The sequence below is a fragment of the Paraneptunicella aestuarii genome, from assembly GCF_019900845.1.
GTDB lineage: Bacteria > Pseudomonadota > Gammaproteobacteria > Enterobacterales > Alteromonadaceae > Paraneptunicella > Paraneptunicella aestuarii.
Map to the genome: position 1 here is coordinate 1408778 of NZ_CP074570.1, position 22655 is coordinate 1431432.

At 45.7% G+C, this 22655-nt stretch carries 20 protein-coding genes; 10 read left to right on the forward strand and 10 right to left on the reverse strand.

Features of this window, described 5'->3' with window-relative positions; translation table 11 throughout:
* Positions 1-20: 20 nt before the first annotated feature.
* Positions 21-203, reverse strand: coding sequence for a hypothetical protein (locus KIH87_RS05965; RefSeq protein ID WP_232360623.1), 183 nt, complete (start codon positions 201-203; stop codon positions 21-23).
* 275 nt (positions 204-478) lie between these two features.
* Here KIH87_RS05965 and KIH87_RS05970 point away from each other — a divergent pair, with 275 nt between their 5' ends.
* The 7 genes from KIH87_RS05970 (at position 479) to KIH87_RS06000 (ending at position 6945) form a co-directional block, all read left to right on the forward strand.
* Complete coding sequence (locus KIH87_RS05970; protein WP_232360624.1) at positions 479-853, forward strand: MmcQ/YjbR family DNA-binding protein; 375 nt, start codon at positions 479-481, stop codon at positions 851-853.
* A gap of 185 nt (positions 854-1038) precedes the next feature.
* Positions 1039-3156: a polyribonucleotide nucleotidyltransferase gene (pnp, locus tag KIH87_RS05975; protein ID WP_232360625.1), complete on the forward strand. Its 2118-nt coding sequence runs from the start codon at positions 1039-1041 to the stop codon at positions 3154-3156.
* An 88-nt stretch (positions 3157-3244) separates the two neighbouring features.
* Entirely contained in the window at positions 3245-3550 is a 306-nt protein-coding gene (locus KIH87_RS05980; protein ID WP_232360626.1) for a DUF1244 domain-containing protein, read from the forward strand.
* 158 nt (positions 3551-3708) lie between these two features.
* The gene (gene nlpI / locus KIH87_RS05985) at positions 3709-4599 is read left to right on the forward strand and encodes a lipoprotein NlpI (protein ID WP_232360627.1); all 891 of its coding nucleotides are present in this window, start codon (positions 3709-3711) and stop codon (positions 4597-4599) included.
* 38 nt (positions 4600-4637) lie between these two features.
* Positions 4638-6203, forward strand: coding sequence for an SEL1-like repeat protein (locus KIH87_RS05990; protein ID WP_232360628.1), 1566 nt, complete (start codon positions 4638-4640; stop codon positions 6201-6203).
* A gap of 206 nt (positions 6204-6409) precedes the next feature.
* The gene (locus KIH87_RS05995) at positions 6410-6661 is read left to right on the forward strand and encodes a CopG family ribbon-helix-helix protein (protein ID WP_232360629.1); all 252 of its coding nucleotides are present in this window, start codon (positions 6410-6412) and stop codon (positions 6659-6661) included.
* The gene (locus KIH87_RS06000) at positions 6658-6945 is read left to right on the forward strand and encodes a type II toxin-antitoxin system RelE/ParE family toxin (protein ID WP_232360630.1); all 288 of its coding nucleotides are present in this window, start codon (positions 6658-6660) and stop codon (positions 6943-6945) included. Before KIH87_RS05995 ends, KIH87_RS06000 begins: the two co-directional genes overlap by 4 nt.
* Before the next feature lie 101 nt (positions 6946-7046).
* On the opposite strand, the gene KIH87_RS06005 is transcribed toward KIH87_RS06000, so the two are convergent.
* The 4 genes from KIH87_RS06005 to KIH87_RS06020 form a co-directional block, all read right to left on the reverse strand.
* Positions 7047-10151 (reverse strand): efflux RND transporter permease subunit, encoded by a 3105-nt coding sequence (locus tag KIH87_RS06005; protein ID WP_232360631.1) that lies wholly within the window; start codon positions 10149-10151, stop codon positions 7047-7049.
* Positions 10148-11341, reverse strand: coding sequence for an efflux RND transporter periplasmic adaptor subunit (locus KIH87_RS06010; RefSeq protein ID WP_232360632.1), 1194 nt, complete (start codon positions 11339-11341; stop codon positions 10148-10150). Before KIH87_RS06010 ends, KIH87_RS06005 begins: the two co-directional genes overlap by 4 nt.
* Before the next feature lie 115 nt (positions 11342-11456).
* Positions 11457-12401: a pseudouridine-5'-phosphate glycosidase gene (locus KIH87_RS06015; RefSeq protein WP_232360633.1), complete on the reverse strand. Its 945-nt coding sequence runs from the start codon at positions 12399-12401 to the stop codon at positions 11457-11459.
* Between the two features lie 95 nt (positions 12402-12496).
* A complete protein-coding gene (locus tag KIH87_RS06020; protein ID WP_232360634.1) occupies positions 12497-16387 on the reverse strand; it encodes an amino acid adenylation domain-containing protein in 3891 nt (1296 codons plus the stop codon).
* 282 nt (positions 16388-16669) lie between these two features.
* Here KIH87_RS06020 and KIH87_RS06025 point away from each other — a divergent pair, with 282 nt between their 5' ends.
* The gene (locus tag KIH87_RS06025; protein WP_232360635.1) at positions 16670-17158 is read left to right on the forward strand and encodes a MarR family winged helix-turn-helix transcriptional regulator; all 489 of its coding nucleotides are present in this window, start codon (positions 16670-16672) and stop codon (positions 17156-17158) included.
* Between the two features lie 108 nt (positions 17159-17266).
* Here KIH87_RS06025 and KIH87_RS06030 read toward each other — a convergent pair whose 3' ends face one another.
* The 4 genes from KIH87_RS06030 to KIH87_RS06045 all read right to left on the reverse strand — a co-directional run bounded on the left by KIH87_RS06030 (position 17267) and on the right by KIH87_RS06045 (position 20680).
* On the reverse strand, positions 17267-18343 hold the full coding sequence (locus KIH87_RS06030) for an alkene reductase (protein ID WP_232360636.1): 1077 nt from the start codon (positions 18341-18343) through the stop codon (positions 17267-17269).
* The gene (locus tag KIH87_RS06035) at positions 18340-19248 is read right to left on the reverse strand and encodes an EamA family transporter (protein ID WP_232360637.1); all 909 of its coding nucleotides are present in this window, start codon (positions 19246-19248) and stop codon (positions 18340-18342) included. The genes KIH87_RS06030 and KIH87_RS06035 overlap by 4 nt, the downstream gene beginning before the upstream one ends.
* Complete coding sequence (upp, locus tag KIH87_RS06040) at positions 19241-19909, reverse strand: uracil phosphoribosyltransferase (RefSeq protein WP_232360638.1); 669 nt, start codon at positions 19907-19909, stop codon at positions 19241-19243. Before upp ends, KIH87_RS06035 begins: the two co-directional genes overlap by 8 nt.
* Before the next feature lie 93 nt (positions 19910-20002).
* A complete protein-coding gene (locus KIH87_RS06045; RefSeq protein WP_232360639.1) occupies positions 20003-20680 on the reverse strand; it encodes a phosphoribosylanthranilate isomerase in 678 nt (225 codons plus the stop codon).
* A gap of 561 nt (positions 20681-21241) precedes the next feature.
* Here KIH87_RS06045 and KIH87_RS06050 point away from each other — a divergent pair.
* Together KIH87_RS06050 and KIH87_RS06055 are read left to right on the forward strand one after the other, a co-directional pair.
* Entirely contained in the window at positions 21242-21391 is a 150-nt protein-coding gene (locus tag KIH87_RS06050) for a hypothetical protein (protein WP_232360640.1), read from the forward strand.
* Positions 21392-21457: 66 nt separating this feature from the next.
* Entirely contained in the window at positions 21458-21934 is a 477-nt protein-coding gene (locus KIH87_RS06055) for a MarR family winged helix-turn-helix transcriptional regulator (RefSeq protein WP_232360641.1), read from the forward strand.
* A gap of 84 nt (positions 21935-22018) precedes the next feature.
* Here the strand turns inward: KIH87_RS06055 and KIH87_RS06060 are convergent, their stop codons facing one another.
* Positions 22019-22411, reverse strand: coding sequence for a PDDEXK-like family protein (locus KIH87_RS06060; RefSeq protein WP_232360642.1), 393 nt, complete (start codon positions 22409-22411; stop codon positions 22019-22021).
* Positions 22412-22655 lie beyond the last annotated feature (244 nt).

Genomic DNA, 22655 nt, shown 5'->3' on the forward strand with positions numbered 1-22655 from the left:
ATACTCGAATGAGTGCCGCTTTACTTCTGCTCGCTACGAATCGCTTCTAAAGCCTCACGCATGGAAACAACAGACTCTTTTAATTCCTCTTTCGCTTTTACATATTCTTCCGCAAGCTCTTTAGAATGCGGGTTGTCGCGCCACTTTCTGGAAGCTTTATCGGTTTTCTCAACAAGTTTTTGAATAGGTTTCTTGGGAGTCATGGGTAATATAATTGCTCTTTAGACCCCGGTATTATCTTGTAACTTCATAGGTTTTGGCAAATCTAAAATGAGTATTTGTTATGCTTTTTTTGTGAGTAAAACCATTCATTTCCCCGATTTGAAATTGCTCAATTACGATAACGATTTTTATGTTGTCTGTTTTTTAGGCTGATTTTGTGAAACTCTTTTTTATTAAGCGATCCTTTGCAACCGCTAAGAGAGTAACCTAAATTACATAACCTAAGCGTTGAGTTAGAGCAATAAATGGAAGAGCAATGCAGTTTGAACAATTAAAAGAATATTTGTTGGCAAAGCCGGAAACTACGATGGATTTCCCCTTTGGGCCTGACGTTAATGTATTCAAAGTGAAAGGCAAAATGTACGCCTTAGTGGGCTGGACTGAAGGAAAGATGAATATCAATTTGAAATGTGAGCCTGATGAGGGCGCAGCATTGCGTGATATCTTCTTTTCGATCAAGCCTGGCTACCATATGAACAAAAAACACTGGATCACCATCTACTTCGACGAAGACAAGTACGGCCCAGTCCCTCCATTGGGGGAATTGCATCGCTTAATTGATAACTCGTTTCGTTTGGTTGTGTCGAAAATGTCCAAAAGCGAACAACGCTCAATTCGAGTACATGAATAACGGTTAACAAGTCCGGATTTCGTCACAAAAAATTCACACTTGGATTTATTGTGCATAGCGCTAATGATTCCTGTTAGAAAATCTCCGGATTCCACAAATTTAGCTGTCGTTACTACTAAACAGTGGCTATACTATGCGCCGCAAATTGTAAGTAAAAAAGATTGAATTAAAGGATACTGAAAAAAGTGACTCCTATTACTAAGACTTTCCAGTATGGTAAGCATACTGTCACCCTGGAAACAGGCGTAATCGCTCGTCAGGCTACTGCCGCTGTAATGGCAAGCATGGACGATACTGCTGTACTTGTTAGTGTTGTTGGCAAAAAAGAAGCAAAAGCCGATCAGGACTTCTTCCCGTTAACAGTTAACTATCAGGAAAAAGCATACGCAGCAGGTAAAATTCCAGGTGGTTTCTTTAAGAGAGAAGGAAGACCATCAGAGGGTGAAACCCTTATTGCTCGTTTGATTGACCGTCCGATTCGTCCACTTTTCCCGGATGGCTTTAAAAACGAAGTACAAATTATTATTACGGTTGTTTCAGCTAACCCTGAAATCCCGACAGATATCATTTCAATGATCGGCACTTCTGCCGCTCTTGCTATCTCTGGTATTCCATTTAACGGCCCACTCGGTGCGGCGCGTGTTGGTTATATGGACGGCCAGTATGTATTGAATACCTTGAACTCTGAGCAAGAAAAGAGTCAATTGGATTTGGTTGTTGCCGGTACTGAAAATGCAGTATTGATGGTTGAATCAGAAGCCGACGTATTATCTGAAGAGGTAATGTTGGGTGCTGTGATGTTCGGTCATCAGGAAATGCAAACTGTAATCAACGCAGTGACTGAATTTGCTCAGCAAGTCGGTACGCCTACATGGGACTGGCAGCCAGAAGCTGAAAACGTTGATTTAAAAACCAAGATCAAAGACTTGATCGAAGCAGACATGGTTGCTGCATATCAAATCTCTGACAAGATGGCTCGTAAAGACGCGGTTGAAGCGGCGACTGAAAAAGCAGTAGCAGCCATTCTTGAGCAAGACGCAGAACAGGACGAAAAAGAAGTGCGTACATTGGCGCATGACCTGGAAAGTGACGTTGTTCGTTCTCGCATTTTGGCGGGTGAACCTCGTATCGACGGTCGTGACCCTCAAATGATTCGTGCTTTGGATGTTGGCACTGGCATTTTGCCAAGAACTCACGGTTCTGCATTGTTCACTCGTGGTGAAACTCAGGCGTTGGTTGCGGTTACTTTGGGTAACGAGCGTGACGCACAGATGATCGACGAACTGGGCGGTGTAAGTAGCAGCCGTTTCATGTTGCACTACAACTTCCCTCCGTACTGTGTAGGTGAAACTGGCATGGTGGGTTCACCAAAACGTCGTGAAATTGGTCACGGTCGTTTGGCCAAGCGTGGTATTCAAGCGGTAATGCCTGCGCACTCTGATTTCCCATACGTAGTTCGTGTTGTATCTGAAATTACAGAATCAAATGGTTCGTCTTCAATGGCATCTGTTTGTGGTACTTCATTGGCATTGATGGATGCGGGTGTACCGATTAAAGCGTCTGTTGCGGGTATTGCGATGGGCTTGGTGAAAGGCGAAGATAACTTTGTGGTTCTTTCTGACATTCTGGGTGATGAAGATCACTTGGGTGACATGGACTTTAAAGTAGCAGGTACGACTAACGGTATTACTGCACTGCAAATGGACATCAAGATCGAAGGTATCACCAAAGAGATCATGCAGATCGCTCTGAAACAAGCTAAAGAAGCACGTTTGCACATTCTGGGTGTCATGGATCAAGCGATTCAGGGGCACCGTGAAGAGTTGTCTGAATTTGCTCCTCGTATCTATACTTTGAAAATCGATCAAGACAAGATCCGTGAAGTTATCGGTAAAGGCGGTGCAACTATCCGTTCAATTACTGAAGAGTCTGAGTGTAATATCGAGATCGAAGACGACGGTACAGTTAAAGTGTACGCCACTGACTTGTCTCGTGCAGAAAAAGCGATTGGCATGATCGAAGCCATTACTGCGGATCTGGAAGTAGGCAAAACTTACCATGGTAAAGTGACGCGTATCGTTGATTTCGGTGCATTTGTTGAAGTATTGCCGGGCAAAGAAGGCTTGGTTCACATTTCACAAATCGCTCATGAGCGCGTAAACAAGGTTTCTGACTACTTGCAAGAAGGCCAAATGGTTGACGTGAAAGTAATGGAAATCGACCGTCAAAACCGTGTTCGCTTGAGCATGAAAGAATTGCTTGAAAAACCACAGTCTGAAAAACCTGCGGGTGACGCTGAATAAGCGCAATTAAATAAAAATAGAGAAAAGGGGAGCATGATGCTCCCTTTTTTGTCGTATTTGCCCTGCTTTTTAATAAGGAGAATATCCAATGACTCCAGAACAAATCCAACAAATCGAAGCCGGCGCTTTTCGCCGCTTGCTAAAGCATTTAGACAACAATAAAGACGTACAGAACATCGACCTGATGATCGTCGCTGATTTTTGCCGTAACTGCTTATCTAAATGGTATATGGCGGAAGCGAAAGAAATTGGTGTTGATATCGACTATGACGCAGCCCGTGAAGCTGTGTATGGTATGCCTTATAGCGAGTGGAAAGCCAACCACCAAGCTGAAGCAACACCAGAACAAATGGCTGCCTTTGAAGCTCGCCAAGCGGCTGGAAAATCGTCATAATATCGAACAGGATTGCAAGCCAGACATAGCTTGTTACATCCTGTGACAGGGAAATAACGGTTTTCCTGTTTGGCGACAATACAAAGCTTTGTATCATGTTGCGCTGCAAAAGGGGAGTGATTGTAGGCTCCCATCTGTTTTATTTGAAAGGAAATACAATGTCTCGAGTTATTAAGTTATTCGCATTAATCACCGTACTGGCTCTGTCAGGGTGTAGTTCAATGTCGAATTCCAGTAATTACGAGAGACAAATGGGCAACTTGTTACTGCCTGAGCCCAGCCCGATCAGTGCTCGTGAGCAAATGAAACTGATGCGCTTAAATCAGATCCTGAACATGCAGGAAATGAGCGCAGAACAACGTGCTGAGTTACTCTATATTCGTGGTGAGGTATACGATAGTTTTGGGTTGTGGGGGCTGGCAATGAATGATTTCAATACCGCCTTGGAACATAAACCGGATTTGGCGGAAGTCTATAACTATCTGGGTATTCATTACACTCAGGAACAAAATTTCATTCAGGCTTTTGATGCCTTCGATTCAACACTGGATATCGACCCTGAGCATAGCTTTGCTTATTTAAACCGTGGTATTGCTCTTTATTATGCCGGGCGTCAAAAGCTGGCGGTTGAGGATCTGGAAACCTTTTTAAAACACCGCGAAGACGATCCTTACCGTGTTATCTGGTTGTTCCTCGCTGAGCGTGAAGTCGATGAAAAAGCGGCCTTGGTGCATTTGGCTGAAAACCGCAAGCATATTCAAGAATCCGAGTGGGCGAAGCATCTGGTTGATTTATATCTGGGTGAAATTGATGAGATTGGCGTGCTCAACCTGCTGATGGAAAGCGTTACTAATCAGGAAATGTTGACTGAACGTTTGTGTGAGGCTTATTTCTATCTGGGTAAATATCACATGTACAACAATCGCCCCAATGTTGCCTCTAACTATTTCCGTTTGGCGTTAACCACCAATGTATACAATTTCGTCGAACACCGTTATGCGCGTTTAGAACTGGATTTGATGCGCAAGAAAACCTATGAAGGCCATTAGTGATATATTCACTTCAGGCTAACTGAAAAATCGACTTTATGGGTCTACTCCTCCAGCATCTTAAACAATATCGCAAACTACTGCTGTATTTCATTATTATGCTTTTTGCGCTGGGCAAAGTTCCGGCGAGTACAATCCTCTATCTGCCATACCTCAATCATCTTGCCCAAGCTGGCATTGAGGTTGAGCAAAATTGGTTTAAAGCCGCCGCATTAGGCGACACTCAGGCAACAGAATCCCTAATAAAACACGCTACTCAGCATCGCCAATTGTACTGGTTAACCTTGCTTGCTGAACGCGATAATGCGGAAGCTCAATACCAGCTGGCAATGATGACAGATGACAAACACCTGCGTCGTACCATGTTGCATAGCGCTGCGGAAAAAAATCATCTGGAAGCCTTGTTTGAAATTGGCCAAAGTAGTCGAGACTCTGCTTCTAAAATTCAAGCTTTTAGTCGTGCAGCGGGTTTGGAACATAAGCCTTCGCAATATGCCTTGTATCAATGGTACTGGTTACAGGGAGAATACGAGCAGGCTCTGCCCTGGTTGGCTTTATATGCAGAACAGCATGGTGAAAGTGCCCTTATTCTGGCGCGTTATTTATGGAAGATGAAGCGTTACGATGAATCCAAACAGTGGTTTTTGCGCGCTGAGCATTTAGGAGAACAAAATGCCAAACAATATCAACGGTTGATTCGGGATTACTGGCGTAAACCTTTGAAGGTTGTTCAACCTCCCGTTCCTGCCAGCCTGGAATATTGTGCGGTTCGCTTACAGTTTTTGGCGACAGGATTGGAATCCATGCGCCAAGCGGAACATTTTAAACATCGTTTTCATCAAGATAAGCGACTGGCGTCGTTACCGATTTGTATCAATCAGCCTCTCTGGATGAACAATAAACAGCTGCCTTGTCAACATCACGCTATCAATCGTAATCGTATTACCTGCGAAGTGGGGCAACTGGCTAACTACTTTAAACCGCAGGACTTCTCACATATCGTGATCTTTACCGAACAAGGGAAAGCCAATGTCAATAACGGCATTATGTACCTTGATCTGGCTGATCAATACTCGGTGTTTGTTCATGAGCTGGCACATTTTGCCGGATTTGTGGATGAATATCCTTTATCTGAAAAGTTAGCCGAACATATTTGTGTGCCCGATGCCGACCATCCAAATATCCTGGTGCAAGTGCCTGATAATGATAGTGCTCAATCTAAACCTGTGTCTGATGAGATGACGGAGAACGGTGTTCCTCAAGATGTTGAAACTCAGGAGCAAGATTCAGGTTCGAAAACGCCAAATCTGGCTTATTGGCAACAATTTGGTGAAGACCTGTCACTGACACGAGCCCGCACTTGTAATAACCACGTCAATAAAGCCTACAAGTTGTCTGGTCGTTTAACCTTTATGGAATTCCATGATCAGGAATACATCCCTCCCTTGTACCTAAAAGTCTGGCGACAGCGCTTACAATCACCGGGATACCTGGTTCCCGCTTCACTCAATATTGCCCATGCATTGGAAGACCAAGGCGACTTCAGCCGCGCTGAAATTTGGCGTCAGCACTTTATTCAATTCAGGCAGCAAGGGTTGCAGTAAGTCTATCCTGTCTTCCTTTCTATACATGAATAACGACGGAAGAAAATGCAGTGAAATAGCCAACTCCCATGCATACCCCAAGTGCGTAGCGCTATCCGGCATCCAGTTTCTATGTATAAAAAATTCACTATTGGCTGAATAAACTACAATGTAGTACAGTGTATTACATTGTAGTTGCATAGAGAAAACCGATGGGTGTAACAAGTGTGAGAATTTCAAAGGACATTGAAACACCGCTAAATGAATTAGCTGAAAAGCTGGATAGAAGTAAAAGCTATTTAATTAACCAAGCGATTAAAGATTATTTAGCAAGACAGGCTATGGCTGATTCTCGTTGGCAAGATACGTTGGCTGCGTTGAAGTCTGTCGAAGATAATCGTCTGGTTGAAGGGGATAAGGCTTTTCAATGGATGGAAAGCTGGGGAAGTGAAAACGAGGGAAGCCCGCCGAAAGTATGAATATTCGATTTACACAGGATACCGTAGACGATTTGATCAGGTTAAGGGAATTTATCGGAGTCAAGAATCCATTGGCTGCGAACAGAATCGCAAACGAACTAAAAACCGGAATCAATAAGCTGGTTACTTTTCCTGAGCTGGGTTTAAAGGTGGAACAAGCTCTGGAGCCTGAAAAAATTCGTGACTTATTTATTGGTGAGTACACGATTCGCTATCTGATTAGCAAAGCCGAAATCGTGATTTTGCGTTTATGGCATGATAAAGAAAATGCTCGCAATGGGTGAGTCTAAACTGTCGGCATGATCATTCCCGGAGCCGAACGTTAAAACTCCTTCCTACGCAAGCGCAGGAAGGAGCCACACAGGGGATTACAATTCGAGTACGGTTAAGGTACAACAAATTGCGGTGCAGGTTTGGAAGGAGCCTGCACGGGTTCTGCTTCTTCAGCCATAACCTCAGGTTTGGCTTCGCGAGTTTCAGCAAATTTCATATAGAACACAGGCAACACAAACAGAGTAAATAGTGTTCCAATGATGATACCAGCCACAAGGATGATACCAATGCTGTTACGCGCCATTGCGCCTGCTCCCGTTACCATCACCAATGGCAAGTGACCGAACACTGTCGCCGCCGTAGTCATGAGGATAGGGCGCAAACGAGTCGCAGCTGCTTCCTGAACCGCTTCAAGTTTGCTCTTACCTGCTTCTTGCAGATGATTGGCAAACTCCACGATCAGAATTCCGTTTTTGGCGACCAGGCCGACGAGCGTGATCAAACCAATTTGTGAGTAGATGTTCATGGTTGTCAGTTCAATGAAAGACAACAACAGTGCGCCAGACATAGCCAGTGGCACGCTGCCCAGTAACACCACTAATGGGTCTCTAAAGCTATTGAATTGAACTGCTAGCAGCAAGTACATAATCAATAGTGAAATTACCAACACGCCTAACAAGCTATTACCGTCTTTGCGCAAGTCGCGAGACTCACCGGCATAGTCGATGTTGTAGTATTCCGGCAAGATGTCATGCGCCGCTTTTTCCAGTGCTGCCAAAGCGCGTTCTTTGGTTGAACCGGGTAACACACCACCGAAAATACGGAAAGCATTTTGCTGACCAAAGGTGGCAAGTTGGCGAGGAACGGTGATCCAGTCAATCGAAGCCACGGCTGATAATGGCAACAAGGTGCCATTCGGTGCTTTGATGTTGAGCGACAAGATCTTTTCCGGATGATTGCGAATGGAATTGTCGGCAATTGGAATAACGCGATAGGCTTTACCATCTGAGTCAAAGCGATTGACGTAGTTGCTCGACAGGTAGATACCAAGCTGGCTACTCACGTCGGTAATGGTCATGCCAAGGTCGGCGATTTTGCCGCGATCCAGATTAATCTCAATTTGCGGCAAGTCGATTTTCAGGTCGGTATCGGCATACAGGAATTCGCCACTTTGGAAGGCTGCTCCTACCAACTGGTCGGCGTATTTCTTCATGTCGGCGTGAGTATCAGAAGATTTCACAATGAATTCCACGTCGAAGTTACCTGCGGTCGGCAGCGGAGAAGGCAACAAGGGTAACAAGTTCAATTCAGGAGTTTGAACCAATTTGCCATACACCTCCGGCAGCTTGTCCATGACACTATGATCCCGGTTGTAGGGTTTAACAAATTCCAAGCCACCGAATCCACCGTTAACATAAATGTTTTGCCACATCTGGAAAGTGCCGTCGGTTTTTAGCAACTCTTCCACGATGGGATACATGTATTTTTCGTTATACGCCAAAGACGATTCAGGCGGAGATTGAACTAACACGTTAATGAAGTTTTGGTCTTCAACCGGCGCTAATTCCTTGTCTGACTGCAAGTAGAAAGGAACAGTTAACAAACTGAATGCCAGCGCCATAAACATGATCTGCCAGCTCCAGCCAAAGGAACGCTGTAAGCCATTGGTGTAGCGGACTTGAATGGCATAAAACACATTGTTAACCCATTTGGTTAAGCGACCTTCTCGCCCACCTTCAGGAGACACATAGGCACTCATAACCGGAGAGAGAGTAATGGCTACAACACCGGAAATAAATACGGCTAGTGCCAGAGTAAAGGCGAATTCTTTCAGTAGAGCACCGGTCAAACCTGCCAGGAAGCCAATTGGGGTGTATACCATCGACAAGGTCAATGTCATGGAAATAATAGGCACGAGTAACTGGCGACTACTTCTGAGCGCAGCTTCAATCGGTTTTGCGCCTTCACGCATGTGGCGAGACACGTTTTCAACCACGACGATGGCATCATCAACCACCAAACCTACCGACAATACAATAGCGAGAACCGTTAACAGGTTGAGCGAGAAGCCCATTACATAAATACCTGCTACCGCACCCAGAATGGAAATAGGAATAGTGACCAACGGCACTAATGCGGATTTAAATGACCCCATCATAAAGAGTACAACGACACCTACTAACAAGATGGTCTCGAACAGGGTTTTGAAGATCTCTTTTAGTGCGTCACGCATATACTGGGTGCCGTCGTAGGCGAAGTTCAGTTTTATGCCATGCTTAAGGGTTGGATTGATTTTACCGACTACGTCATACAGTGCGTCACCGATAGCAATTTCGTTCGCCCCCGGAAGCGGCCAAACCGAAATATAAACCGTGTTATCCAAGCTGTGGCGAGCGGTCAGTGTAGGCTCTTCAAAGGCACGTTCAACGCGCGCAATATCGCGTAAATAGATGTTGTGATCATCCACGCTTTTTACGATCAGTTCTTTAAAATCGGTCGCGGTAGAAAGTTGAGTGTTGGAGACCAAATCAATACGCTGTTGCCCGGTTTCTGTGTAACCCAAGGTAGAAATCACGTTGTTGGTTTCCAGCGCTTTATACACTTCCTGAGCGCTGACATTAAAGATATTCATACGCTCAGAATCGAGCCAAACGCGCATGGCCGGAACACGACTACCTTCAATCAATGCCTTTTGAACGCCGGGAATATTGTTCAATAGTGGCGTGACCTGACGAGACAGGTAATCCGTGATATTGGGCAGTGGAATGTCCTGAGTAATCACGTTCAGATAGAAAACCGCATGAGGGCGGTCAGCACGGCTAACCGAAATGACCGGATCTTCGGCTTCTTTCGGTAATTCAAAGCCCACTTCACTGAGCCGTGCATTTAGCTCTGCAACGGCGCGCGTGCTGTCTTCATTCAGCTTTAACCATGCTGTAACTGTGCTTAAACCCGCCTGGCTGCTGGAATCAACAAACTCAACACCCGGAACGGTAACAGCAACGCGCTCAATAGGCTCGCTGATATAGCCCTTAATGACTTCTGCCGATGCGCCGGTATAAACCGTCGTGATCACCAAAGACGAGCTTTCAATTTTAGGAAATTGCAGAATGGGGATGCCACGAATAGCTTGTAATCCTGAAAAGCACAGAACAATACAAATAACGATCGACAGAACTGGACGCGTAACAAAGATGTCCATTACATTCTTTTTCATCGTGACGCTCCGTGATTCGTGTCGTTTGACACCATGCTGGCCGTGACTTCTTCCTTGGCTTCAGCTTCGTTGTCTTTAACGTCGATACCGTCAAGTAACGTGCGATTGGCGATTTTCACCGTCTCTTCTTTCGGAGGGGCGACAAAGGTTTTAATGCCCGGCCAAAGCTTGAAAGAACCTTTGTTGGCAATATAGTCGCCCGGTTGCAAACCACTTAAAACAATGACGTTATCGCCAATACGCTCACCCAATTCCACAGGAACACGTTGGGCTCTAAAGTATTCACCTTCTGGCTCCAGTTTGTAGACGAAATTGCCTAAGCGATCCTTGATAATCGCCAAATTAGGAATCGCAATACGCTCTTGTGGCTCAGAAATCGGGAAGGTGACTTTCACCAGAAAGTTAGGTTTTAACGGCAACTTGTTGTTGGCGATTTTAGCGCGATAACGCAAGTGACGAGATTCACCGCGTAGCATAGGCTCCATTGATACAATGGTTGCCATCGCTGAATGACCATCATTGCCCTGGATCTCGACTCGTACTTGTGAACCAATGGGTAATTCGTCGTAAATTTGAGGAATATCGAAGTCAATCCAGATGTAGTCACTTAAACCAATCAACTGGGTTAGCACAGTGTTGGCGGGCAAGAACTGACCTTCCTGTAAGTTATGAATGCCTACCTGAGCGTCAAAGGGCGCGACGAAAGTACGACGTTGAACATAGGATTGGATCAATGCCGCATTCGACTCAGAATTGAGCAAATCCGCTTGTGCCTGATCAACCAATTCCTCGCTGATCTTGTCTTCTTTTAAAAGACGACGATAGCGGTTCAAGGTCTTCTTCTGCAATTCAATATTGGCTTTGGCGGCGATTAAGCGGGCATCTTCTTCGCTGTGATCTTGCTCCAACAGCACTTGACCTTTTTTCACAATGTCGCCTGAGCGCATGTTTAACGTGTCAATTCTGCCCGGCAGTTCATTACTCAGCGTGATGGTTTTGACCGCTTGACTTTCACCATTAACAAATGAGGTTTCCTGGTATTGGATGGTCTCAACGTGAATGGCTTCAATCGTTGCAGCAGGCTCACCTGATTGAGACTGTTCGGCGTTTAACTTATTCTTGTAAGAAAAAAGCCCGGTGATGATAACTGCGATCATGGTGACGGTGATCAACCAACGTAAATATTGCACTTGTAATTCCTGTTATTCGCTGGATGGATGACTAAATTTGATTGGATAGATTAGCCATCCGGTTAACACTTCATTTCCCGACATTCCTTACCGCTGACGTCGGGGACTTCTCCCTCTATTTATTGGCGGCGACAATTTCCATATGTGCTTTGGCTAACTGAGCCCCCACTTCTGCGGTGTTGATCAGTACAGCCATATTGGCTTTTGCTGAGCGACCTGATGTGACTTTGTCGATGGCTCGCATGATGTACTTGGTCACAGCATTACCTGCTACGCCGTCTTTCTCAGCGTTACGAATGGCTTCGTTAATGGCGTCATCCACTTCTTCACTGTTGATGGCGTCTTCTTCTTTGGTTGGGGTTGAGATTAAAAAAGAGCTGTGATTGCCCAGTTTCCAATGGTTCTCAATCGCTTGTGCGATAACGAAAGGATTGTCCTCACGATGCGGCGCTTTAAAGCCACTGGTACGGCAATAAAACGCAGGAAAATCGTCGTATTGATAAGAAACAACCGGAACACAGTGGGTTTCCAGAAACTCCAACGTTAATCCCAAATCAAGAATGTTCTTGGCTCCGGCACAGACCACAGCCACTTTAGAGCGCGTGAATTGCACTAAATCAGAAGAAATATCCATGGTTTGCTGCGCACCACGATGTACGCCGCCAATACCTGCCGATGAGAAAAAAGGAATGCCCGCCAGTTCGGCAGCCACAATAGAAGAGGCAACGCTGGTGGCACCTAAACCGCCACGAGCCAGAATAATAGGTAAGTCGCGGCTGCTGGTTTTCGGTACTTTTGCGGTTGTGGCGAAGCGTTCAATCATGTCATCGTCCATGCCGATGAGGAATTGTCCGTCACAAATGCCAATCGTGGCGGGGATCGCCCCGCCTCGGCGCACGGCTAATTCAACATTACGTGCGGTATTGGCGTTATCCGGGTAATCCAGCCCGTGGGAGATAACGTTCGATTCTAACGCGACGACTGCTTGCCCAGTTGCCAACGCATCGGCGACTTCTTCTGTAAACACCAGTGGAATGCCACTTTCTGTTACGCGTTTCATTTAATTCTCCGTTTTACTCAAGCTCATTTTTTCTGCGAATATGTGCTTGGGTGTGACTCTTTTAATGACTATTTGATTAATGACTATTTGTGACGCTATTCGCTTTCACCAATCAAGTTGTATTCGAGTAGCTTTTGCGTCAGCTCTTCAATGCCTTCGGGCTTAAGTAGCGAGTAGTGATCGCATTCCAGATCCACAATAGTGGGTGGTCTGGCTGAGAACTCCATGCCTGATTCAAGGAAGGAATAATCATCGCCTTGCGCTTTGAAAATGGTAATAGGCGCTTTCAACTGACGTTCCTGTAGCTCCCGGAATGTGTACTCAAACTCGTAAGTCTGGCGCACAATATTGGTGATACGGCTCACCAGATCGGAATCCAGATGCTTGAAGCGCTTGCAAATGAAATTGATAAAATCATCTTCTTTGTAAACTTCTTCCAGGCAGGCTTCCAGAATCGGCCCTTTTATGGTTTGAGCAAACACCGAGAACAAAATGGTGACAAATGCCTTGTTAGTGAACGCGGGTATCTTCGACGACATACCTTCCAGTTCGGCATGTAGCTTGGGCGAACCGGGGGCGATCAGGAACAGGCTTTCGATTTGTTCACCGGCTTGTTCCATCTGATAAGCCGTTTCAAATGCAACACGGGCTCCAAATGAATAGCCCCACAAGGTGTAAGGCCCTGAGCCTTGTTTTTCCTTGATGGCTTTGATGTCTTGCGCGGCCATTTCACTAATGGTGGCGTAAGGTTCTTCGCCGGCATTAATACCAAAAGCCTGAATGCCATAGAACGGGCGGTACATTTCCACTTCTGCTGCCAAAAAGCGCAGGTTCATTGGGTAACCACCCAAGCCAGGCCAGGCAAAAACCGGGTTCTTTTCAACCGGTGATAAGCGCAACAAACGAGAGGCTTTTTCGCTGGTTTTACCTTCCAGACGTTGTGCCAGTTTTTCAATGGTTGGTGCTTCAAACAATATCTGCATCGGCAGAGTGACATTGAACGCTGCGTTGATTTTGTTGATCAGCGACACCGCAATTAACGAGTTACCGCCAGATTCAAAGAAGTCATCGTTAGTGGATACGCTTTCCCATTTCATAGCGGTTTTCCAGATATCAGCGATGCGTTTTTCGACATCATTTCTGGGCGATACGAAAGGGCGATCGTTTTTGGTGCTGGTGACTTCTGGCGATTCTGCCAATGCCTTGTAATCAATCTTGCCGTTTGGCGTAAGCGGTAAACGGTTCATGATCAGCACCTTGTTTGGCACCATGTAATTGGGCAACTGTTCATGCAAATCATCTTTAATGATTTCTGTTGGCCCTTTCATATGAATTGAGTCTTCTTTCATACCCAGGCTGGTGCGCTGATCATTGGTAATTCTGCCACCGATACAGAAATAAAACTGGCGCATGTCCATGTCGTGTTCAGCCAGAATGCTGCGCATACGAACAGCCGAAGGCAGATCGTTGCCTGTTTTAGAGCTGTATCCTGACGACATCGTACCGATATTGATATGGTTAGCCTGGATGTAATGCAGTTGGCGACCCAGAGAAATAAAGTCTTTCCATTCCTCGTCTTCGCGGCTCACTATGGAAATACCGAAGCTGGCTCTTTCGTAAACCTGTTGGTTAATGGCAATGACATGCTTTTTCAAAATAAGCTCGTCGCCAAGAGGGAGCAATTTGCCGTCTTTCCAGTGGTATTGACCACCTGGCAGGTTCTCAATTTTGCCCGGATGGGATTGCACAAACAGGTCAACCTTAACCGGAAGTGCCTTGCGGCTTTGCTCACGTAGAGCAAAGCTGCCAAGGTAATAGTCTTCGTAAGCGACTTTCAGATATTGTTTTACGTTCTCATCAAAACTACCGTCGTCGATTTCGAGACCATATTTCGGCAATAGTTCGTCAAACAAGCCCAGCATGTGGCCTGTTTCCATTTCCAATACTTCAATGATGTTATTTTTATAAACGGGTTCGATGGCACTCTTCTTACCAATAAAGTGAATCTGCAATCGAGTAATGCCCTTGGATTTGCCAGGATGAATTAACATCAACTGGTGCTCTACCGGGTGGTAATAGTAAATACCCGCTTCGAAGCCGAACATATTGTCGAGTTCTACATACATCTGCGTGGCGTATAGGGCACCGGGTGAGGCGTATGCATATTTGGGCAACAAACGCTCGCTACTGGTGAATTGACCGAACATGCGCATCAATTCGCCAAACTCTTCCAGCGTCAGGCTGGCAAGTGGGCGAGAGTGATTGGTATAAGGATTAAAATTCAGGACATCAATAATATCTTGCCTGGTCACATCCCCCCCATCGTAGAAACGATAGGATTTGCGTCCAAAGGATTTCAGAATTTGAGCATCGCTGGGTTGCTTGTTAGGTAAAGAGATCGCTTTTAGCGACTCCAGTTCCGACTCACTTCTCAAACCCGGGTTCGATAGCTGAGCTTTTACCTGAAGCTTGCTGGATTTCGATTGATGGTGAGAGCCATGATTGCCCTGATCCATCAATGCCGCTTCTTTCGGGTTTAGTTCAATACAAGCTATGAGGTTTTGAAAGCCTGTACGTGAGTCTTCCTTGATGAGCATGGCGGCGTGTTTTACCCAATCGTGATCTTCAATGGCCAGACGAATTTCATCCAGCTCAACACGGAAGCCGCGCAATTTCACCTGGTTATCAACGCGTCCGGCAAAGTGATAGTTGCCGTAACCGTCTACGTAGGTTAAATCGCCGGTTTTATAAAGTTTCGGGCTACCATCCTGCTCTTGAAATGGATTATCAATGAAGCGTTCCGCAGTGAGATCGTCCCGGTGCAAGTAACCACGTGCAAGCTGCACACCGCCGATATAGAGCTCACCAATTTTGCCTTCAGTAACCGGGTTTAGGTCTGTATCCAGAATGTAGTATTGGGTGTCTCCAACAGGTTTACCAATTGATATCGCGGTAGGGCCTTTGCCGACAGTGTCAGGGTCAACCACGAATGTGGATGAATTGATGGTACATTCAGTCGGCCCATACAGGTTAATGAGCTGACAACCGGGAAGGGTTTCAAACAATAAGGATGACAAATGCTTGGTGAGTGTTTCGCCGCCGCTGAATACCTGGTTCAAACTGGTGCAATCGTGGATCCCCATGGTATCGAGCATGGCTTGAATTAATGTCGGAACGCCTTGGAAGGTCGTAACATTATTGCGAATAATGGTTTCAACCAGGGCTTCCGGATCTCGATAATCACCGGGCTTGCTGACCGTTGTTGTACCACCGAATACCGGCGACAGGATTTCCCATTGCGCGGCATCAAAACTCATTGGGGTTTTTTGTAGCACGTTGGTTTTTTCATTAAAACCAAACTCTTGTTGCATCCAGCAAAGTTGGCTGACAATGCTGTGATGTTCGATCATAACCCCTTTGGGTTTGCCTGTACTGCCAGAGGTGTAGATGACGTAGGCCAAATGATGCGGTTGAGCAATGCTTTCAACATCAATTTGGGGTTTCTTGGAAACCGCTGCGTTAAAGGAGGCAATGTCGTCCGGAGTGATGATTTTAATGCCTTCAGGAGCCAGCTTTTCAACCACTGGAGCTTGATGGTTTTCACAGAAAATAATGCTAACGCGAGAGTTTTCCAGCATGTAGCGTAAACGCTCTTCTGGGTACTCGGGTGAAAGCGGTAAATAGGCCGCGCCCGCCGTAAGAATACCCCAGGCACCGATCATCAGTGTCATGGATGGGTCGGCAAATAATCCGACACAGTCGTCATTTTGACTTCCCAGATGGCGCAAGTATTGCGCTAACAGGATGCTTTGATCGGCAAGTTGCTGAAACGTGATCGCTTGATGATCAAACACAACAGCTGTTTTATCAGGGGTTTCTTTAACTCGTTGCCACAACAGGGCAGGCAATCCCGCAATTTGAATGACAGGTTCTGCTTGCTGCGCAGGGTCGTTTTCGAAGCCCATAACAGGGGCACTAGTATTCACGTTAATCACCATGTTTCTCAGTACTTATCTGTGTTGATTCTTGAATGCCATCGTGTGCGGCATTCTGCTCCCTGAGAGCGAGCGCGTAGGCTGACTCTCGAACAAGTTCCAAATTCCTCAGTGACTTAGAACAGCGACAGTAATACTTCTAAACATCGTCTTAACATAAAAAATATCCAAACAAACAATCTTTATGTGAAGATAAGTGGCGCATGTTACACTAAGCCAAGTCACTGTCAACGCTCTTTACCGCTACATAAGCCGGTGTTAGTATCCCCGCCCATGAATAAAGATCACGTAGACATCGTATTAGCGCAGTGGCGTAAAGAAAGACCTGACATCAACCCGTCACCAATGGGGATTTCGGGTAGGCTTATTCGTGCGCAAAACTTCTTTTCTGGCGAAATGCAGAAAGTATTCTCCCGTTTTGGTTTAAACCCTGGAGAATTCGATGTTCTCGCTACGTTGCTACGTTCAGGTCAGCCATACACACTGACACCTAATCAACTACTAAAAGCTTTGATGCTCTCTTCGGGTGCGATGACTAACCGTATCGATCGCTTGGAGGTTAAGGATTTGGTTGAACGTTTAGCCGATCCCAATGACCGACGTGGTGTTCGAGTCGCCTTAACCACCAAGGGTTACAAGCTGATTAGCGAAGTCATTACTCATCATGTTGAGAAATGTCGCCAAATGGCTTCCCCCTTGACCGATACAGAGCAAGAAACACTTGCTGAGTTACTTAAAAAGCTACTCAATCAATTCGAGTAAGCTTCTTCACACCCATTCCATTTCATATTTACTGATAAAGTTAACGGTCGAATAGCGCATCAAGCACTATCCGACCGCTTCCTGGGCCGCGTTTACCTTTGCACTACGCTATTTTCTGCTCAGCGTTGGGTAATCGGTATAACCCTGATGATCACCACCATAGAGTGTGGCTTCATCCATTGAGTTATAGGGACCACCTTGCTTAATTCGTTCAATTAAATCCGGGTTTGCCAGGAAGAGTGCGCCCAACGCCACTGCGTCAGCCTCGTTATTTTCCAAAACTGCTTCGGCAATATCCGGTTTAACAAATCCATCATCCGGCGATTTATGTGGATTTAGAATAAAGGTTCCTCGCCATGCATCACGCACCGCTAATGATTGCCCGCGATTACCCGCTTCCATAATGTGGACATAAGCCAGATTTGTCGGCAGTTGATCAATCAAGGTGCGATACAAGGTTTTCGCTTCTGTTTCGACCATGTCGTTGTATGGGTTTTCAGGCGAAATACGGATAGCGGTTTTCTCTGCGCCAATCGCTGCAACAACGGCGTTAACGACTTCCACCACGAAACGAACGCGATTTTCAAATGAACCGCCATATTCGTCGCTACGCTTGTTGGTGTTGTCAGCCATAAACTGATGCAATAAGAAGCCGTTACCTGCGTGTAATTCAACTCCATCAAAGCCTGCGGCAATGGCGTTTTTACAGGCAGAGACAAAGTCCTGCACGGTGTCTTTGATGTCTTCCAGTGTCATTTCGCGTGGTACTGGATAGTCAGCCAGACCATTTGGCGTAAAGGTTTGACCTTTAGCTGCAATCGCAGATGGTGCGATTGACTGGTGAGCGCTAGGGTAAAGGCTTGGATGACCAATACGGCCACTGTGCATGACCTGAGCGAAAATGTGTCCACCTGCGTTATGTACGGCTTCTGTGACCTGTTTCCAGGATTCGGTTTGCTCTGCTGTGTGCAAACCTGGGGTATTCATGAAGCCCTGACCGACAACACTAGGTTGAATGCCTTCAGATATAATCAGACCCGCACTGGCGCGTTGAGCATAATACTCGGCCATTAATGCCGTGGCGCAGCCTTCTGTGGTTGCACGGTTACGAGTCATTGGAGCCATAACCAGCTTGTTTGACAACTGAATGTTGCCAAGTTTTAGTGGCTCGAAAATCTTCTTCATCTTGTGTTTCCTTTTAATGGAGTCAATTGAGGACTTTGAGGTGTTGCTTTAGCGGCTCTGGGCTGAGCCAGAAAAATCGCAGCAAGAATGGCAACCGCGCCAACCAGCTGCATCCCGGTCAGGCTTTGATTCAGGATCAGGTAACCCAAAATCGTGGCTGACAACGGACTGGAAAATGAGATAAGCGACACGCTGACGGCTGGAATACGCTCAACGCCTCTGAACCAGATCACATAGGCAAACAACGAGCCCACCAAACACAGGAAAGTAAAACCGATGATGTTGTTGCTGGTGATGGTTTCCGGTAAGCCTTCTGTCATTAGGGCGATAGGTAATAACACCGCGCCACCCACAGTCAGTTGCCATCCGGTAAAGGTCAGCAGATTAACACCCTGAGGGCGTCCCCAGCGTTTGGTCATAACAATACCGGATGCCATACAGGAAGCGCCTGCAAGCCCAGCGAAAACACCAATGGCATCAAGTTGCGCGCTGGGTTTTAACACCAGTAAGGCAACGCCGATAGCGCCGACAAAACAGGCAATAACTTGGTATTGGGTGACTTTTTCTTTGAGCAGGAATGAACCCAGTAACATAACAATAAGAGGCTGACTCGACATAATGAGCGCAGCGACGCCGCCAGGAAGATGATAGGCGGCAAGGAAAACGAAATAGAAGAATGCTCCGATGTTCAATACACCGAGCACAAAGGCTTTCCACCACCAGGCTCCCTGTGGTAGACGTTGGCCGATAAGCATAAGAATAATCCCGGCTGGCAAAGCGCGCACAACCGACGCGAGCACAGGTGAGTCGGGGGGCAGCAATTCGGTTGTCACCAAATAGGTGCTTCCCCAAATTGCTGGTGCAAGCGCTGCCAGTAAATAATCGAACAAAGACCGATTAGTCATTATTGGCTCCTGCATCGGCCGTACCGAAATAACGGTCTCCGAAGTCGCCAATACCCGGGATCATGAAAGCGTGTTCATTGAGTTTTTTCTCGACGGAAGAGGTGACAATTTGTACGCCGGGGAATTTACCCAGCACTCTTTCAATGCCTTCTGGAGCCGCGAGAAAGTTAATGAATATGATGTTCTTTTCTTTTACGCCTTTATCAAGTAGCACTTGAATGGCTGTTTCAGCAGAGCCGCCGGTTGCCAACATAGGTTCAAATACCAGCACATGGCGTGATGCAATATCTTCCGGTAAATGCGAGTAGTACAACTTGGGCAACTTGGTTTGCTTGTTGCGCTGGATCAGAATTTTGCCTACTGGCGCTTCTGGGTACATAGAGCGGAACTCAGGTTCCATACTCTCGCCTGCACGAATGATAGATACCGGACAAATTTTGGTGGTCAATCGAGCGCCTTCATAATAAGCGCCAACAGGTGTTGTCACCACTTGAGGCTCATAAGGTAGCCGCTCCAATCCAGCGTCAAGTAACATGCGAATGACTTGATCTGAATAGAAAACGAAATCTTCTCGTGATGCATTTTTGTCACGAATGATAGTATGTAAAGCACGTAGCCTATTGGTCTGGGGCAGTACATGAACGGACGCTTCAATGGTCATATGGGCTACCTTATTCTGTTATTGATTTGCAATTAATCGTGTTATTGGACTGATAGGGCAGGAGAGCTGAACTCCCGCCCTGTCTGTGAAGGCTTAGGCTGAAATTTCAGCGAAAGCTTTACGTGCCTCAGACACGAATTTTTGGATTTTCGCTCTGTCTTTACGACCGTCAGGGCCTTCCAGACCGGTATGAGCGTCAACTGCCGCAGGGCGAACATAACGGATTGCGTCACCAACGTTTTCTGGGTTCAAGCCGCCAGCCATCATCAATGGCTTAGGTGAACGACGCACTAATTCAGCGCTAACGTCCCAGTTGTGAGTCAAACCAGTCGCGCCTTTTGCACCGGTTTTTGGATCGAAAGTGTCGGTAATAAACATGTCAACGTAGTCGGCACACTCATCAACCAATTGCAACAATTCATCAGCGTTGTCTTCTTTAACAACCAGGCTTTTCAATACGTACAAGTCAGGACGCATTTCTTTCAATTTGCGTAGTTGCTCTACTTCAACGTCACCGTGAAGTTGCACAGCTTTAACACCTAGCTCGTCGCAGAACTGGCTGACTTCGTCAGCTTGAGTCATATAGCTGATTAATACGCCGGCATGAGGATCTTTCAGATCACGAATGATAGAGATGGCGTTTTCTTCAGTGATATCGTCTTTGCCGGATGGCAAACGGAGAGGGAAGCCTAGCCATTCAACGCCCTCTTCAACAATAAGAGCTGCTTCTAATGCGTCGATGATGCCTGCTACCTGAACGAGATTTTCCATTTGAGTACCTTATATAGTGTTTGAAGCTTAAATATCAAAGTTAAAGCATCAAGATTCTTAATGTGAAGATTCTTGATATGAATTCTTTATCGCTAATTACTCTCATCACATTTTATTCATGCTGCTGATGCCTGATATTGGCATTCAAATCATGAGATTAAATTAAAGAGACTAAAGTAAGTCCGGAATAATGCTGTACTTGTGAATGGCTATAGTGGAGCCGATTTACATTAATGCACAGGCCGGGTAAATATTTAAACCAATCATACCTAGATGTATTTTTTATTCGATTGAAAAAAATAGAGGGGTAATATGAGAAAAATGAAAAGGAGCTAGCGTAAGTCCGATGTTGTGTGAGTTTCGAGCAATTTAAAAATAACGAAAAGAGCATTCTAATGTCTGCGATTCTGGTTATAAATTTGTTAAATGCCCTATATATCGATGAGTTAGGGGCTGTTTTGTTGCATTTTTATGACATTTCAAGTGCCTTTCTCAACTTGAACTAACCAGATAAATGGCTTGCTGAATTCGCCTCGAACTCGACTATAAGCCGCGCTATAAATGCCGGTAATTTTCATCAATCCAGCACTTGGCATTACACCTACAAATACCGCTACAAATGAGGAAGCATTGGACTATGGCAATGAAGATACTTATCATCTCCCTCTGGTGCATTTGAGTGAAAGTGGCTGCTATTCATGGCGTTCTTGATCAATTCCACAAGCTTTGACATTTCTTGCACAGATTAGGTTAGTTGTCCTGTATATGGAGATGAATATGCAGAAAGATGAGGAATTATTGATAGCACTAAGGAAGGTGATTAGAGCCATTGATATGCGATCCAAGCAGTTGAGCCGTGATGTAGGCGTGACTGGCCCGCAATTATTGGTGATGCAGAATATCGGTAAAGAGCCCGGTATTATGGTGCGCCAAATCGCTGATAATATAAATTTAAGCTCGGCAACCGTGACTAATATTCTGGATCGTCTGGAAGCCAAAGAGCTTGTACAACGTATTCGTAGTACCGAAGATAAACGCCGTGTAGGCGTGTTTCTGACTGAAATTGGGCAAGCGACCTTGTCTGAGGCACCTTTGCCTTTTCAGGAGCACTTCGTTAATCGCTTTTCACAATTGCAAGAGTGGGAACAAAGCCAGATGGTTGCCACCATGCAACGTATCGCCAGTATGATGGATGCGGATAATATTGATGCTTCGCCTTTATTGGAGGTTGGCAGCCTGGCAGAGAAGGCATAGTTCTGTTGTTTTTGATTTCGTGAGGTGAATGGCGAAACAGGTTTGGTTCGCCATTTGTGAGAACACAGATCTTTTCCAAAGGGGTCAGAGTGAGTTAAATGCCTGTGCAAAGTGCTCTGGTGTTTGTTGAAATTTAATATGTGCTTTGTGATTCAGCTTTCTTTTTCCTGTGAAAGAATGAGTCATATATCCCCATTTTTCCTTTCTGGAAAAGTAGATAATGTAGTCGATGTTAACCTTGTTCCATTGGCATTCTACCATCGAATGTTCATTACTGGTTTCGACCGATTTTACCTGTATTCGATAGAACTTTACTCCATCAGAAATCACAACGTCGGTTTTCATCCCATGATCAACCAAAGGCAGGAAGACGTTCCAGCCATCGTTGAGTAGCCAGCTGGCAACAAGGTGTTCGTAGGCGATTGACTTATAAAAACATTCTGATTGGGAAGGTAGCGATTGGTGTTTTTTAGGCATAGCTATTCCAAATATCTAAGCCACTAATGATTCATCCAATCGAACAGTGGTAAATGACTGCAGTTGGCAGCCATTCATATTTGGAACCACTATGTTTGCGTTTGCCAAATAACATCGAGTAACGAAGCGGGAGATGAAACCTTACATAAACGCCTTGCGTTGTGTATGTATTAACGTTACTCACCGTTTATCGGTGTGGAACCCTGTTAATTTGAAAAGGTAAATCCAATTTTTCATGCTTTCA

What these genes read in the sequence shown, in the direction of transcription:
- KIH87_RS05990 (WP_232360628.1), top strand. Translation starts at nt 4,638, where the DNA reads ATGGGTCTACTCCTCCAGCATCTTAAACAATATCGCAAACTACTGCTG.
- KIH87_RS06055 (WP_232360641.1), top strand. Translation starts at nt 21,458, where the DNA reads ATGCAGAAAGATGAGGAATTATTGATAGCACTAAGGAAGGTGATTAGA.
- upp (WP_232360638.1), bottom strand. Translation starts at nt 19,909, where the DNA reads ATGACCATTGAAGCGTCCGTTCATGTACTGCCCCAGACCAATAGGCTA.
- KIH87_RS05965 (WP_232360623.1), bottom strand. Translation starts at nt 203, where the DNA reads ATGACTCCCAAGAAACCTATTCAAAAACTTGTTGAGAAAACCGATAAA.
- nlpI (WP_232360627.1), top strand. Translation starts at nt 3,709, where the DNA reads ATGTCTCGAGTTATTAAGTTATTCGCATTAATCACCGTACTGGCTCTG.
- KIH87_RS06005 (WP_232360631.1), bottom strand. Translation starts at nt 10,151, where the DNA reads ATGAAAAAGAATGTAATGGACATCTTTGTTACGCGTCCAGTTCTGTCG.
- KIH87_RS06000 (WP_232360630.1), top strand. Translation starts at nt 6,658, where the DNA reads ATGAATATTCGATTTACACAGGATACCGTAGACGATTTGATCAGGTTA.
- KIH87_RS06035 (WP_232360637.1), bottom strand. Translation starts at nt 19,248, where the DNA reads ATGACTAATCGGTCTTTGTTCGATTATTTACTGGCAGCGCTTGCACCA.
- KIH87_RS06030 (WP_232360636.1), bottom strand. Translation starts at nt 18,343, where the DNA reads ATGAAGAAGATTTTCGAGCCACTAAAACTTGGCAACATTCAGTTGTCA.
- KIH87_RS06025 (WP_232360635.1), top strand. Translation starts at nt 16,670, where the DNA reads ATGAATAAAGATCACGTAGACATCGTATTAGCGCAGTGGCGTAAAGAA.
- KIH87_RS06015 (WP_232360633.1), bottom strand. Translation starts at nt 12,401, where the DNA reads ATGAAACGCGTAACAGAAAGTGGCATTCCACTGGTGTTTACAGAAGAA.
- KIH87_RS05980 (WP_232360626.1), top strand. Translation starts at nt 3,245, where the DNA reads ATGACTCCAGAACAAATCCAACAAATCGAAGCCGGCGCTTTTCGCCGC.
- KIH87_RS06060 (WP_232360642.1), bottom strand. Translation starts at nt 22,411, where the DNA reads ATGCCTAAAAAACACCAATCGCTACCTTCCCAATCAGAATGTTTTTAT.
- KIH87_RS06045 (WP_232360639.1), bottom strand. Translation starts at nt 20,680, where the DNA reads ATGGAAAATCTCGTTCAGGTAGCAGGCATCATCGACGCATTAGAAGCA.
- KIH87_RS06050 (WP_232360640.1), top strand. Translation starts at nt 21,242, where the DNA reads ATGCCGGTAATTTTCATCAATCCAGCACTTGGCATTACACCTACAAAT.
- KIH87_RS05970 (WP_232360624.1), top strand. Translation starts at nt 479, where the DNA reads ATGCAGTTTGAACAATTAAAAGAATATTTGTTGGCAAAGCCGGAAACT.